Origin of the sequence: Rhodococcus sp. OAS809 (assembly GCF_040546695.1) — a bacterium.
Taxonomy (GTDB): domain Bacteria; phylum Actinomycetota; class Actinomycetes; order Mycobacteriales; family Mycobacteriaceae; genus Rhodococcus_F; species Rhodococcus_F qingshengii.
In genome coordinates, this window is sequence record NZ_JBEPOI010000002.1 from 5887635 (window position 1) to 5902290 (window position 14656).

A 14656-nucleotide genomic window follows, 5' to 3' on the forward strand; every position below is an offset into this window, starting at 1 on the left:
AGTGCCTCGTTCGTCAGCAGACCTGCTGGCCGGCGCGATATGGCGATGCGCTGCAACCGAACCCGGATCCATATCCGACCCGGATGCCCTCGAAGCCGTGACCGAGTGGGTCGCAGCGTCCGTGCCTGGAACAGTCGTCGGTGCGTTACGTGCGGAGCAGACGGACGCCGGACGCACGAAGTCCGTTTCGTCGTCGTCTGTTTCATCATCGGACTGGTGGTTCGTGACTACCGTGGCCACGACCGGTGAGGGGTCGTGGCTGCTCCAGTTCGACGGTATGACGGCGTTTGCGGATGTCTGGATCGGCGGTGTCCGTGTCGCGTCCACTGAATCCATGTTCGCACCTGGGGAAGTGAGCATTCCGGCCGGAGTCGGCGCTGGTAAACGTGTCCAGGTGGCTGTTCATTTTCATTCTCTCTCCGCGATTTTGAGATCGAGGCGTCCTCGAGGACGTTGGCGCTCGTCGATGGTCCGTGAACAGGGCCTTCGGTGGATCCGAACCACGATGCTCGGTATGGCTCCCGTGTTCAGTGGTGTACCGGTACCGGTGGGTCCGTGGCGGGGTATCCGCTTGTTGGACAAGGGGATTGCCGCCGTAGTCTCTGCTGTCAAGCATGCGAGTGTTGACGGCACAACCGGTCGCGTTGCCGTCAGTGCTCGGCTCACCGGATTGCCGGCCTCGCTGGAGTACGTGACCGTGCGCGTCGGCGAACACTCGCGGCAATTGGCTGTATCCGCCGGACCGGATGGATTTCTCGAGGTGTCCGGCGTCGTCGAAGTGCCGGAAGCGCAGTTGTGGTGGCCGCACACTCATGGCACCCCGCGCACTTATCCGGTGACGATGGAAGCGGTCGGAGTCTCCGAGCATCTCGGTTCAGTTGGCTTCCGGACGGTGGAGGTCGACAGATCCGATGGTGGATTCCGTTTGTATGTCAACGGCATCCGGGTGTACTGCCGTGGTTCGGTGTGGGTGCCGACCGACCCGATCTCGCTTCAAGGCGACGCCGGCACCACTCGCGTCTTGGAACGCCTGGCAGAGGCCGGCCTGAACATGATTCGAATCCCGGGGACGATGGTCTACGAGAGCGACCACTTCTGGGAGGAATGCGCGCGACTGGGCATTCTCGTGTGGCAGGACATGATGTTGGCGACGCTCGATCCGCCCGACACCGACGAATTCTTCGAACTCGTTGCCTCCGAGGTCACCGAGTTCTTGCACAGAGTGCGCGGAAATCCCGCTTTGGCAGTCTTCTGCGGCGGCAGCGAGACCGAACAGCAGCCGACCATGCTGGGCTTGGTCGATCAACACATCCCGCTCATTCATTCGAGACTGCCGGAGTTGATCTCGACGGTGGCACCCGAACTCGAGTACGTGACGTCGTCCCCCTCGGCGCCTCGCGGGGGCGAGCAATTGGCAACGCATGTCGGAAGCGGGGTCGCTCACTACTTCGGGGTGGGTGCCTATCGTCGTCCACTGGCCGACGTGCTCAGCGCGCGAGTACGTTTTGCGACCGAATCATTGGCATTTTCGATTCCACCGTCGAATGCCGTGATCGAGAACGAATTCGGTTCACTCGCCGTCGCGGGGCACCACCCGGCATGGAAAGCCGCGGTGCCTAGGGACAACGGATCGTCGTGGGATTTCGAGGATGTTCGGGACCACTACGTCTACGCGCTTTTCGGCGAAGACGCTCGTGAAGTCCGGTGGTCCGACCCGGAACGCTATCTCGACCTGGGGCGAGCAGCTGTATGTGAGGCGTTCGCATCGACGCTCGGATACTGGCGTCGCCCGGACTCTCGGTGCGACGGCGCCTTGACACTCGCACTGCGAGACATGGAGCCCGGACCGGGATGGGGGGTCCTCGATTGGAGCGGCAGCCCCAAAGCTCCGTGGTTCGTGCTCCGTAGGAGCGCCAAACCGATCGCGCTCCTCGTCACGGACGACGGTATGGACGGATTGAGGCTCGACGCGATCAACGAGACCGCCGAACCTGTCGTCGGCGAGATCAGGTTTCGAGCGCACAGTCGGTCAGGCGTCGTCCCGGTCGACGTCGCGCTACCGGTCAAGGTGGAAGCGCATTCAAGTCTGACCTGGTCCGTGGACAGCCTTGTCGGCCGTTTCACCGACCTCACTCACGTGTTTCGGTTCGGGGCGCGGACATACGACGCCGTCACCGTCACACTCGAAGACGAAGACGGCGAGATGGTGGACGAAGTGGTCCACCTCCTGGGTGGCTCGGCGCGGCCTCGCGAGCGATCGGTCGGACTTGTTGCCGCAGCGCGCAACGTCGGTGACGAAGAGTGGGTAGTCGACGTCTCGACGGATGCTTCCGCCCAATACGTTGCCCTCGAACTGCAGGGCTTCGAGCCCGAAGACTCCTGGTTCCACCTCGCGCCGAACGGTCGCAGGACTGTACGCCTACGGAGAACCGGTCAGGCGACGAAGGTGATCGGTCGCGTTCGGGCGCTCAACTCGCACGTGAGTGTGGCCGTGGCGCCGCCGATCACTCCGGTCACACAATCCTCGCCGTCCAAGCGGACGTCGAAGAAGACGAGTGCTACGGGAAACTGAACGGATCGGACTGCGCTGCGAGATCGCACACCGATAGAATCGAACCGGCGCACAACTCTGCCTCGGTGGGGATATTGCGCTCGGGCTGTGCGTCCGCAACCCGTCATCACTGTTCAGGAGCGCGTTCGTTGACTTCCTTGTCCTCTGCCCAGACTGCGCTCGCTGGACTCGCCGAGGTCGCCCTCGCAGATGCCGCGTTCACTCCGGTGATCGAATCCATCGGATCGGCCGCCTTGGACATCGTGGCTCCGAAGCCGGCTCGGCCGTTCATCGCCGCTGCACTCGCCGCTCGCACGCCGGTGCTGCTGGTGACAGCCACCGGTCGTGAAGCCGACGATCTGACTTCGGAACTCACCGAGATGCTCGGTGGAGGAGTGGCGCAGTTTCCGTCGTGGGAAACATTGCCGCACGAGCGACTGTCGCCGAGCGCGGATACCGTTGGGCGACGGGTGGAGGTACTGCGCAGACTCGCCAGGCCAGACGACGCCTCGTACGGATCGCCTCTTCGGGTGATCGTCACCACGGTGCGTTCCCTCGTTCAGCCGATGGCGCCAGGCCTGGGCGAGATAGAACCGATCACGTTGCGCGTCGGCACCGAGATCGATTTCGATTCCGTTCTGGTTCGTCTGGTGGAGATGGCGTACAGCCGCGTCGACATGGTGGGAAAGCGTGGTGAGTTCGCGGTCCGTGGTGGCATTCTCGACTTGTTCTCGCCCACGGCGGATCATCCGGTCCGTATCGAATTCTGGGGTGACGAGGTATCCGAGCTTCGGTACTTCTCAGTTGCCGATCAGCGTTCGCTAGCGGACGTCGACGTCGATTCCGTGATCGCGCCGCCGTGTCGTGAACTGATTCTGACAGCTGATGTTCGTGATCGAGCTGCCGCACTCGCTGCTGAGAACCAGGCTGACGCGTCGTTGGTCGAGATGCTGGACAAGATCTCGGCAGGTATCCCCGTCGAGGGGATGGAAGCTCTGCTCCCGGTTCTCAAACCCGGTGAACTGCAGCTACTTTCCGATGTACTTCCTGAAGGGGCGCACATTCTTCTGTGTGATCCGGAAAAGGTGCGCACCCGCGCCACCGACCTGGTGCGCACCGGCCAGGAATTCTTGGAAGCATCGTGGACGGCGGCGTCGATCGGCGGCGCTGCACCGCTCGACACGTCGATCCTCAACGGCGGAGGAGTCGATCTCGGTGCCTCCGCGTACCGGTCGCTTCGTCATGTTCGCGAATCTGCCGAAGCTGCCGGCAGACCCTGGTGGACAGTCAGCCCGCTGGCGTCGGGAAACGGTGAAGAACTCGAACTCCCGGTGCATGCGGCACCGCAGGTGCGCGGTTCCGACGACCTGTTGGCCGAGCTGTTCGTCAGCCTTCGGGCGCACGTGAGCACGGGCGGTCGCGCGGCGATCGTGGTGGCAGGTGCCGGAACCGCAAGCCGCGTCGTGGAGCGACTCGGTGAAGCCGAAGTGCCCGCCAAGATGCTCGATGCCGGCGCTACCCCCGCCCGTGGACAGGTCGCGGTGCTCCGCGGATCACTGCACGACGGACTGGTACTCGCCGGCGACGACTCGACGCCTGGGATGGTGATCGTCACCGAGTCCGATCTGACCGGCAACCGCGTTGCCGCGGTCGGCGACGGAAAGCGCTTGCCGGCCAAGCGCCGCAATCAGGTTGATCCCCTCGCGCTGTCGGCAGGGGACATGGTCGTGCATGATCAGCACGGTATCGGCCGGTTCGTCGAAATGGTCGAACGCACCATCGGTGGGGCGCGTCGTGAATACCTGGTCATCGAATACGCGCCGAGCAAGCGCGGTCATCCGGGCGATCGTCTGTTCGTCCCGATGGAATCGCTCGATCAACTCTCCCGATACGTCGGTGGGGAGTTGCCGGCGCTGAGCAAGCTCGGTGGATCCGACTGGGCAAACACAAAGCGTAAGGCCCGCAAGGCAGTTCGTGAGATCGCGGGCGAGCTGGTTCAGCTCTACGCAGCGCGTCAGGCTGCTCCCGGGCATGCGTTCGGCCCGGACACACCGTGGCAGAAGGAACTCGAAGACGCATTCGCGTTCACCGAGACGATCGACCAGTTGACCGTTATCAGTGAGGTCAAGGCCGACATGGAGAAGCCGGTTCCGATGGACCGGGTGGTCATCGGTGACGTCGGGTACGGCAAGACGGAGATCGCCGTCCGCGCCGCGTTCAAGGCAGTGCAGGACGGCAAGCAAGTGGCGGTGCTGGTGCCGACGACTCTGCTTGCACAGCAACATCTTCAGACCTTCACCGAACGAATGTCGTCGTTCCCGGTGAAGGTGCGAGGGCTGTCCCGGTTCACCGACGCCAAGGACTCGAAGGAAATCATCGCCGGCATGGCGGAAGGTGAGATCGACATCGTCGTCGGTACTCACAGGTTGCTGCAGACCGGTATTCGCTGGAAGGACCTCGGGCTTGTGATCGTCGACGAGGAACAGCGATTCGGAGTCGAGCACAAGGAACACATCAAGGCGTTACGCACCCACGTCGACGTCCTGACGATGTCGGCTACCCCGATTCCTCGTACTCTCGAGATGAGCATGGCCGGGATCCGCGAGATGTCCACGATCCTCACACCGCCGGAAGAACGTCATCCGATCCTCACGTACGTCGGCGCGTATGCGGACAAGCAGGTTGCCGCGGCCATCCGGCGTGAACTTCTGCGCGACGGCCAGGTCTTCTACGTACACAACCGTGTCAGCTCGATCGACAAGGCAGCCAAGAAGATCCGTGAACTCGTCCCGGAGGCTCGCGTCGTCGTCGCGCACGGTCAGATGAACGAGGACACTCTCGAAAAGACCGTGCAAGGATTCTGGGAACGCGACTTCGACGTGTTGGTCTGTACCACGATCATCGAAACCGGTCTGGACATCTCGAACGCGAACACACTGATCGTCGAACGTGCGGATTCGCTGGGCCTCTCGCAGTTGCATCAGCTTCGCGGACGCGTCGGGCGTAGTCGTGAACGTGGATACGCCTATTTCCTGTACCCGGCCGAAAAGCCTTTGACGGAAACGGCATACGACCGACTGGCAACGATTTCGCAGAATTCGGACCTCGGCGCGGGTATGGCCGTCGCGATGAAGGACCTCGAAATCCGTGGAGCCGGAAACGTTCTGGGCGCAGAGCAGTCCGGCCACGTCGCGGGGGTCGGGTTCGATCTGTACGTCAGGCTGGTCGGTGAGGCGGTCGAAGCCTTCCGGGCTGCAGCCGACGGCAAACCGATCACAATGGACGAGGGCACGAAGGAAGTCCGGATCGACCTACCGGTGGACGCGCACATCCCGCCCGACTACGTCACCAGTGACAGGCTCAGGTTGGAGGGGTACCGCAAGCTCGCTGCGGCAACTGATTCCGACGGCATCGCTGCCGTAGTCGAAGAACTGGTCGATCGCTACGGCCCACTGCCCGAAGAGGTTCGACGGCTGATCTCGGTGGCCAAGCTTCGACTGCTCTGCCGCGAGTATCAACTGGAGGAAGTCGCCGTCACCGGAACTCAGCTCAAGATCTCGCCTATGTCACTGCCCGATTCCAAACAGATCAGGCTCAAGAGGATCTATCCGAGCGCGCAGTACCGGGCAACGACCGGGCTCGTGCAACTCCCGCTGCCTCGCACCGGCGGAGTCGGCTCGGATCGCCTGCGGGACGTCGAATTGCTCCAGTACATCGCGGACTTCATCCTGGCGATTGACGGGCGCGCCGCCGGTGCCGTCCTGGTCGAGGCGTGAGCACACGGTGAACGAATCGCCCGTCGTCGTACTGCTCGATCCTTTGCGGCCGCATGTCTTTCCGCTGGAGGCGCTCCCGTTCCTGTCCGGCGCGATCGATATCGACCCGGACGTCCCCGACTCGGTACGCGGCGCACTGCCGGCCACGACACCCGGCGCCGCGGTGACTGTGATGATGGACACCGCCGAGCCGAAGATCGCGGCGTTGTCTGCCGCTGGGGTAAAGATGATTCGCGCCGAACCCATTCACGGCGATCGACTGGTGGAAGCGGCGTCGATCATGGACCGGTTGTGGAATCGCGGCGGTTGGGAGTCGACCCAGACGCACGAGAGCCTCTCCGTTTACCTCGTCGAGGAGACCTACGAGGTACTCGACGCGATTCGAAGCGACGACGAGAGCGATCTTCGGGAGGAACTCGGAGACCTGTTGCTTCAGGTGTTGTTCCACTCGCGGATCGCTCAAGCACACGGTGTTTTCGAATTGGACGACGTGGCCGGTGCATTGATCGCGAAACTCGTGCACCGCAGCCCGCACCTGGTCAGTTCCGGGGCGGTCGACATCGCTGAGCAAGAGCGGGCGTGGGACGCTTTGAAGGCTGCCGAGAAGGCTCGCGCGTCATCCATGGACGGCATCGCTCGGTCGCAGCCGCCGTTGCTCCTCGCCGAAAAAGTACTGAGCAGGGCCGCCAAAGCTGGTGTGATCGAAAGCGCCGATGAAGCTGATCTGGAAGCTCTGATCGAGCAGTGCCGACACGCCGACACTGCACTCCTGGGCGCCCTGGACATGCTGATCGCCGACATTCGGATTCGTGAGGGAAGACGTCTCGAAGACGTGGAGGATTAGCCCACTTTGACGTAATTGCCCGGTAATCACCTGGCAATCGGAAAATAGCTTGGGCTTGGTGAGTGCAGTTGAAACAAACCTAAGGTATGTTTACGTACGAAATGAGCAACACTGGGTCGTTTTCTTGCATGAATTGGCCTTTGATCGGCGGTTATGTAGGGGGGTCCGATGACGGTTCATTTCTGCACTGCGAGCAGCGAGGTACGGCAACCGGCGGGGTGTTGCCGTACCTGGACGCTCGCGGTGGCTACCGATCAGCGATCCCCCAAGCCGTTCGATCCGCTGACGCCGTTCGTATGACAAGAAAGACTGATGGCAAATGAGCGTTCATGCTGAGGTGGAGAGCCGGTCGGCGGTATCGCAGGATTCCGCTCATGTCGGAACAGACTGGCGCCGGGCATACCGGAAGCGGATCGCAGTGAGCGATTCGATCACGGTCCTGTTCGTGATCGCACTCGCTCAGATCGGCAGTATGTGGCCGCATCCCATCGAGTGGCTGACACCACTTAAAGTGATCGCGTCTGCAGCGTTGGGCGGACTGTGGATGATCGCCCTCGCACGGGGGCGTAGCCGTCATCAGGCGATGCTGGGCGAGGGCAGTGACGAGTACGAGAAGGTACTGCTCGCTACCGGCCAGGTCTTCGGAGTAGGCGCATTGGCCGGGATTATTCTGGGCGTGGGAATTGCGCGAAGCTACCTCATGATCGCACTGCCCGTCGGACTCGCTGCGCTGCTTCTCGGACGCTACCTCTGGCGACGCGACATTCGAAAGAAGCGTGCGATCGGGGATTGCCGTAACTCGGTGCTGTTGGTCGGTGGACATGCGTCCGTCGTTGCTACTACGCGTGCCTTCGTGCGGGAATCCTCGGCAGGCTACGACGTTGTGGGAGCGTGCATTCCGCGTCGGGCGACCGCGTTGGACGATCACATCGTTGTCGACGGAGCAGCAGTCCCGGTAATGGGCAACGAGTTCGAGGTAGTCGAGGCGATGCGCGCAAGTGGCGCAGACACCGTCATCGTAACCGGGACCGAAGACCTCGGACAGGTGGGCATTCGCAAACTGATGTGGGACCTCGAAGCCGAGGGCGTCGACATGGTGGTTTCACCGGTCGTGGCCGATGTGTCGAAGGCTCGCTTGATGTTTCGCCCTGCGGCGGGTCTCCCGTTGATTCACGTTGCGCGGCCGCGCTACCAGGGCGCGAACCGGCTTGCGCCCGCTGTTTTCGACGCGGTGTTCTCGATGCTGATGATCCTCCTCGTGGCGCCGGTCATGCTCGCCGCTGCCGCTGCAGTCAAGTTCACGTCGAAAGGCCCGGTGTTCTACAAGGCGGAACGCATCGGCCTCAACGGGAAACCGTTCCCCATGTTCAAGTTTCGTACCATGGTGGAAGGCGCCGATCAGCAGGTTGTCGATCTGATGGGGGACAACGAAGGCGCCGGAGGTGTGTTGTTCAAGATGCGTGAGGATCCACGAATCACGTCCGTCGGCAAGATCCTTCGTCGATTGAGTATCGACGAGCTACCGCAGTTCTTCAACGTCATTCGCGGAGAGATGAGCGTTGTCGGCCCGCGGCCGCCATTGCGTCGCGAGGTCGAGATGTACGACGACGAGGTTGCCCGGCGCCTGCTGGTCAAGCCTGGCATCACCGGTCTCTGGCAGGTAAGTGGTCGCAGTGATCTCTCCTGGGAAGAATCTGTTCGTCTCGACTCTTCCTACGTGGAGAATTGGTCTGCGGCGCAGAATATCTCGATCATCACCAGGACCGTATCCGCAGTGCTCAGGAGCGACGGAGCGTACTGACCGGACAGAGGCAGTCAGCATTCCTGGAACTGGGCGCGAACATACCCGGCGGTTTGCCACACATAGTTCGCGGCCCAGACCCAGACCGGAAGTGGTCGGGGGTCCGCGACTACGTCGATGTCACCGTCCCAGCAACGGTTGATGATGTAGCGACTGCGAGAGACATGGGGAACGAAGGTCACAACGATGACACGCTTCCATCCCTGTGCCTCGGCGCGACGCCGAATCTCCTGTCCTTCACCACGCGTGGTCGACGGATCTGGCTTGAAACAGCTGACCTCGAAGTCGTAGGTGCCCTCGCATATTGCGGTGATCCTCGGATCATTGCTTCGATACGGATTCGAAAAGATGATCTGGGGCGCGTAGCCCTGCTCGGCCAAGGACAGTCCGTATTCTTCTCTGCCGTCGTGATCACCGCCGAGAACAACTATCGCGTCGGCCATTTCGGGTGTGTCGATCACCGGATCGACGTAGACCGGCCAGCCGGCGGCAGTGATTGCAGTAAGTCCGCCGACAATCCCGCTGAGAACGAGTACGCGTCGACGGACCTTGGGGCGAGTGGATTTCACAATTACTTCCTGTAGTGCAGATGTGGGAGCCGCTCAGAGCCCGTACTGGGTTTCGAGCACCGCACGAACGGCAGGCATTCCTAGTCGTTCGCGAGCAACATTTCGCGCGCGGGCGCCCATCTCTGCAGCGGCGACGGGATCCTTCAAGAGCGACGAGATCGCCGCGGTCACTGATTCGGTGGCGTCATCGGTCACGAGGCCACACCGACCATCCCGGATCAGTGGTGCGAGGCCGCACGTGTCGGTGACGACTACGGGCAGTCCAGCGGCCATCGCCTCGAGTACAGACATCGGGAACGGTTCGTTCACGGAGGGCAAGACATATACAGCGGCTTGACGAAATCGTTCGGGAGACTTGTCGAACGGTAGTGGGCCTTCGTACTGGATGCAATTGCTATGTCCGGAGCGTTCGATCAGTCGGTTGACGGCTTCTGCTTCACCCTCATCCGGTCCGACTATCGAAAAGCGCGCCGTGTGTCCGCTGTCCAACAACTCTTTTGCGGCTTCGACGAAGACCTGGGGTCGCTTTCTTGCCTGTAGTCGTGCGAGGTAGAGGACCTCGGGCGGGTCGCAACTGTTGACTGGCCGTGACTCGAGGTCTTCGGCCTCGGGGATCCCGTTGTTGAGTTCCACCAAGTTGACGCGACTGTCTCCGACAACAGACTGCAGGTCTGTGTGCTCTCGTTCGGTCAGATAGAACACTGTCCGTGCTCGTTTGAGGACCGGGATCGTGAAAGCAGCGTCCAACGGCCTTGCCAGCAATTTGTCTGTCTCGTCGATCATCCCGTGAGTTTGTGCGAAAACTGGAATACCGTATGCAAGAGCCAATTTCGCGGCAGGAAGGGTCACCAGGTCACGCGCGAGATGAATGTGCACGACGTCGAATTCTCGGACGTGCTTGCGAAGCCACACAAGCATCGACGGCGCGCCGATTCCCGCGTACCCGATTTTGGGGATCACGGTTCGCGCCGGAAACAATTGCAGAGCGATGCCCTGCTCGCGTGTCGGTGGCACCGCGTATCCACGCTCACCCGCGGCGATAGTTACGTCATGCCCATTGTCCTGCAATGCTTTCGACTGATTTAGGGCGACCCTGATAGGCCCTCCGTAGGCGGCGTCCGGTGAGAAGAGAGTGACGATCTGCAGTATCTTCATCGTGCAGCGCCGGCCCGTGGCGCCAACATCGTGGCTCCGGCGGAAACATCGGACGTCACCAAAGCCGTCGCGCCGACGATTGCGTTGTCCCCGATCGTTACACCGCGGAGTATCGTCGCACGGGCGGCGATCCATGCTTGGTCACCGATGGCGATGGGAGCATTGTCGAACTCGAATGTGGGACTTCGGTGATCATGACTGCCCGTACACAGGAGGACATCCTGCGAGATAGCCGTATTCGCCCCTATCGTGACGGGTTCGAGATTGAGTATCCATGTTCCCTCGCCGATCCACGAGTCTGCTCCGACCGTCAGTTTCCACGGCCAGTGGATACGGACGCGGTGTCGAATCAGGACCCCGTCGGCGATGTCGGCACCGAACCGCCGGAGAACTGCAACGCGTACTCCATTGGGGCACCACCAATGAGAAAGCAGCACACCGGAAATCGCGAGCCAGGAGATTTGAACCAGCGGGCCGCGTCCCTTGTCGTATCCTGCACCGGTGAACCCGGACAGAGTGCGGTTTGTGCTCACAGTCGGACCGCTGCAGACGAATCCCGTACGTGCTCGCGATACCAGGCTACGGTCGACTCGATGCCCTCGCGGGTTGAGATCTGTGGTTTCCAACCGGTGGCCATCAATGTGGACACGTCGAGTAGTTTGCGCGGTGCACCATCGGGCTTGCTTGTGTCCCAGTCCATTCGGCCTTCATATCCCACTGCTTCGGCCACAATATTTGCGAGCTCTTTAATGGTTTCGTCGTGACCGGTACCGACGTTGACATGCCCGGACTCGTCGAAGGTGTCAAGTAGGTGAAGGAGTGCATCGGCCAAGTCGTCCACATGGAGGAATTCTCGACGTGGGCTCCCCGAACCCCAGTTTGTGACTGATTCAATTCCCTCGTTCTTGGCTTGGTCGAGACGGCGGATCATCGCAGGAAGTACGTGCGAAACATTCTCCGAGAAGTTGTCGCCGGGTCCGTACAGGCTTGTCGGCATCGCCGAGATCCAGGGCAACCCGAACTGCCTACGAACAGCCTGGACCTGGATGATTCCCGCAATCTTGGCGATCGCATATGCGTCGTTGGTCGGTTCGAGATGGCCGTTCAGTAATTGATCTTCTCTGATCGGCTGTGGCGCCAGGCGCGGGTAGATGCACGAGGACCCGAGGAACAGCAATCGGCGCACGCCGTGCCGCAGCGCTGCGTCGAGCACATTGGTCTGGATCTGAAGGTTGTCGGAGATGAAATCGACCGGATACGTGTTGTTCGCGACGATTCCTCCGACCTTCGCGGCAGCCAAGACGACGCACGACGGTTTGGCGGCTTCGAAGAAGGCGAATACGTCTGCTCGGTTTCGCAGATCGAGTTCGGCAGATGTGCGGCCGATCAGGTCGGTGAAGCCACTCTGTTCGAGCTTGCGCCAGAGGGCGGATCCCACCAGTCCCTTGTGTCCGGCGATGTAAGTCGGGGCGCTGCGATCAAGAGGTGCAATCGATTTCGTTGTGATCATGAGAGCGAGATCTTCCAATCAGGGAGATGCGGCGTGTCGATCCACGGTGTGCCGGCATGCGCCAATGCTGCGATGTCGGCGTCCATCATGATTCGAGCCAATTCTGGGGTCTGTACTGTCGCTTTCCAGCCCAGTTTGTCCTCGGCCTTGCCTGCATCGCCGACCAGAGCGTCCACCTCTGTGGGGCGAAGGTAACGAGGATCGAATTTGACGTACTTCTGCCAGTCGAGACCCACATGTTCGAATGAGGCCACGACAAAATCTTGGACCGTGAAGTTTCCTCCAGTGGCCAACACGTAGTCATCTGGTTCGTCGACTTGAAGCATCCGCCACATACCCTCGACGTACTCGGGTGCGTAGCCCCAGTCCCTGACCGCGTCCAAATTGCCCAGGTACAGGGAATCTTCGATCCCGGCCTGGATTCGCGCGACTGCACGCGTGATCTTTCTCGTGACGAATGTTTCACCGCGGCGGGGTGACTCGTGATTGAAGAGGATCCCGTTCACCGCGTGAATTCCGTAGGCCTCGCGATAGTTCCTGGTGACCCAGTACGAGTACACCTTTGCAGCGCCGTACGGCGACCGCGGATAGAACGGGGTGTCCTCGTTCTGTGGAGGCGGACTGGCTCCGAACATTTCTGAACTCGAAGCTTGGTAGAAGCGGCACTGCAATCCCGTCATGCGGACTGCTTCGAGCAAACGAATAGACCCGATTCCGGTTGTGTTGCCTGTGTGTTCGGGCTCGTCGAAGCTGACCCGCACGTGCGACTGCGCAGCGAGGTTGTATACCTCGTCTGGTGCGATCTTCGACAGGAGCGTGACGAGTCGTGCGCCGTCGGACAGGTCACCGTAGTGCAAAAACAGCCGTGCGCCCAGTTCGTGAGGGTCCTGATAGAGGTGATCGATGCGTGACGTGTTGAAAGTTGATGCGCGTCTGATCAATCCGTGAACTTCGTAACCTTTGGCCAACAACAGTTCTGCCAGGTAGGAACCGTCCTGTCCGGTGATCCCTGTGATGAGTGCGCGTTTGGTCATCGAGCGTCAGCTGCCTTGTCTATGTTCGTCGTCTTCAGATCCGAGTCGAGATGTGTGAGGTTTTGTTCCGAGCGGCTCGCGTACTAACTGCGGCCGGCCACCAGCTCGCGGATCCACTTTTCGCATTTGTCGATGGACGCGGTTTTGCCAACCGAGGTGGCGCAGTAATGGACCCCGGCGGCACCAAGTCTGGCGGAAGTCTCCGCGTCGCCCGCGAGTTGTAGGGCTGCAGAGAGCAGGCCTGCGGGATCACCGTTCTGAGTGACGACCCCAGCACCGGAGGCACGGATCTCGTCGGCAGTCGTAGATGCCACATCGGTTGCGGCGACAATCGGGGTACCGCTGCTGAAATACGACGTCAGCTTGCTCGGCACTGCCATCCCGACGATCCCGGGTGCCTCGTTGACCAGTAAAACGTCGGCGGCGGCCATGGCAGTGCGGAAATCCTGGTCGTCGAGTGGGCGGACGAAGTCGATTCGATCGACTCCGACTGCCGCGGCTTCGAGGTTCGGTCGCTGATTGCCGTCACCGACCAGAACGAATCGGATTGGCAGACTCTGCTCGTCGGCGAGTCGAGCGGCCTCGACGACATTTTCCAGACCTTGTTTCACGCCCATGTTTCCGGTGTGCAGAACAATGGTTTCGTCAGGCGACCAACCGAATTTGGTGCGTGCGGCGGTGAGATCGTCCACATCGATCGGCGTCACGTGCGTCCAGTTCCGAACCACTGTGACTCGTTCGCGTGGGACGTGAAGTTCGTTGACGACATGGTCGACGAAACGGTCATGGACGACGGCGATTCCGTCGGCGGACTTCACGACAGCCGCCTCGAGCCTGGACGTTGCGCGGGCACTGCGGCCTGTCATCGCACCGGTCTCCACGACGCCTTGACCGTACAAGTCGTGTACCCAGACCCCGATGGCCGGACGTTTGGGTGTCAGCCGAGCACGTCCGAGGACCATCGCAGTGGCCAGCAATGCCGGACTGGTGCACACGATTACGTCAGGTGTGTTCCATCCGGAACTGGCGGCACGTGCGCCGAAACTCAGCTCCATCTTGATTCGTCCCAAGGCATTCGGTGGGCTGGGCACGAAGTGGCGGCGTCGGTGAACGTGAACGCCGTTCACGACCTCGTCGATCGACCGTCCCTGGTAGGAAGCGTCGATTTCCCACGCCGGATAGTGCGGGTACCCGGTGACGACGTGCACCTTGTGCCCGCGCTCGCCGAGGGACTCGGCAAGGTCCGTCATGTACGGGGCTATCCCCGTGGTTTCCGGCGCGTAGTTGATGCCGAGAATCGTGATGTTCAGCGATTCGACGGGACCACGATTGGATAACTCGAAAGTCGCGGAGACGTCACCAGGTTTGTCGTGCATCTGGTCGATCTGGGTGCTGATGACGAACCTCCAGTTGGTA

The 14656-nt window shown here is 61.3% G+C and carries 10 protein-coding genes; 4 read left to right on the top strand and 6 right to left on the bottom strand.

Features of this window, described 5'->3' with window-relative positions; translation table 11 throughout:
• Nucleotide 1 precedes the first annotated feature (1 nt).
• The 4 genes from ABIE52_RS30720 (at nucleotide 2) to ABIE52_RS30735 (ending at nucleotide 8972) form a co-directional block, all read left to right on the top strand.
• A complete protein-coding gene (locus ABIE52_RS30720) occupies nucleotides 2-2572 on the top strand; it encodes a glycosyl hydrolase 2 galactose-binding domain-containing protein (protein WP_192712310.1) in 2571 nt (856 codons plus the stop codon).
• A gap of 128 nt (nucleotides 2573-2700) precedes the next feature.
• A complete protein-coding gene (mfd, locus tag ABIE52_RS30725) occupies nucleotides 2701-6327 on the top strand; it encodes a transcription-repair coupling factor (protein ID WP_030536282.1) in 3627 nt (1208 codons plus the stop codon).
• A 7-nt stretch (nucleotides 6328-6334) separates the two neighbouring features.
• Nucleotides 6335-7171: a nucleoside triphosphate pyrophosphohydrolase gene (locus ABIE52_RS30730; RefSeq protein ID WP_192712311.1), complete on the top strand. Its 837-nt coding sequence runs from the start codon at nucleotides 6335-6337 to the stop codon at nucleotides 7169-7171.
• A gap of 319 nt (nucleotides 7172-7490) precedes the next feature.
• Nucleotides 7491-8972: a sugar transferase gene (locus ABIE52_RS30735; RefSeq protein ID WP_042920929.1), complete on the top strand. Its 1482-nt coding sequence runs from the start codon at nucleotides 7491-7493 to the stop codon at nucleotides 8970-8972.
• 14 nt (nucleotides 8973-8986) lie between these two features.
• On the opposite strand, the gene ABIE52_RS30740 is transcribed toward ABIE52_RS30735, so the two are convergent.
• The 6 genes from ABIE52_RS30740 to ABIE52_RS30765 form a co-directional block, all read right to left on the bottom strand.
• Nucleotides 8987-9541 carry a YdcF family protein gene (locus ABIE52_RS30740; protein WP_007728868.1) on the bottom strand — a complete coding sequence of 185 codons (555 nt, stop codon included), beginning with the start codon at nucleotides 9539-9541 and terminating at the stop codon, nucleotides 8987-8989.
• A gap of 33 nt (nucleotides 9542-9574) precedes the next feature.
• Nucleotides 9575-10696 (bottom strand): glycosyltransferase, encoded by a 1122-nt coding sequence (locus ABIE52_RS30745; protein WP_030536278.1) that lies wholly within the window; start codon nucleotides 10694-10696, stop codon nucleotides 9575-9577.
• Nucleotides 10693-11229, bottom strand: coding sequence for a DapH/DapD/GlmU-related protein (locus tag ABIE52_RS30750; RefSeq protein WP_030536277.1), 537 nt, complete (start codon nucleotides 11227-11229; stop codon nucleotides 10693-10695). The genes ABIE52_RS30745 and ABIE52_RS30750 overlap by 4 nt, the downstream gene beginning before the upstream one ends.
• Nucleotides 11226-12206, bottom strand: a complete 981-nt coding sequence (locus tag ABIE52_RS30755) for a GDP-L-fucose synthase family protein (protein ID WP_007728859.1) — start codon at nucleotides 12204-12206, stop codon at nucleotides 11226-11228. Before ABIE52_RS30755 ends, ABIE52_RS30750 begins: the two co-directional genes overlap by 4 nt.
• Nucleotides 12203-13240, bottom strand: coding sequence for a GDP-mannose 4,6-dehydratase (gene gmd / locus ABIE52_RS30760; RefSeq protein ID WP_007728857.1), 1038 nt, complete (start codon nucleotides 13238-13240; stop codon nucleotides 12203-12205). Before gmd ends, ABIE52_RS30755 begins: the two co-directional genes overlap by 4 nt.
• A gap of 83 nt (nucleotides 13241-13323) precedes the next feature.
• Nucleotides 13324-14616, bottom strand: coding sequence for a glycosyltransferase family 4 protein (locus ABIE52_RS30765; protein ID WP_081305353.1), 1293 nt, complete (start codon nucleotides 14614-14616; stop codon nucleotides 13324-13326).
• Between the last annotated feature and the right edge of the window lie 40 nt (nucleotides 14617-14656).

Bases quoted from the DNA above. Each gene is read 5' to 3' on its own strand.
- ABIE52_RS30735 (WP_042920929.1), top strand. From the start codon at position 7,491: ATGAGCGTTCATGCTGAGGTGGAGAGCCGGTCGGCGGTATCGCAGGAT.
- ABIE52_RS30745 (WP_030536278.1), bottom strand. From the start codon at position 10,696: ATGAAGATACTGCAGATCGTCACTCTCTTCTCACCGGACGCCGCCTAC.
- ABIE52_RS30755 (WP_007728859.1), bottom strand. From the start codon at position 12,206: ATGATCACAACGAAATCGATTGCACCTCTTGATCGCAGCGCCCCGACT.
- gmd (WP_007728857.1), bottom strand. From the start codon at position 13,240: ATGACCAAACGCGCACTCATCACAGGGATCACCGGACAGGACGGTTCC.
- ABIE52_RS30765 (WP_081305353.1), bottom strand. From the start codon at position 14,616: ATGCACGACAAACCTGGTGACGTCTCCGCGACTTTCGAGTTATCCAAT.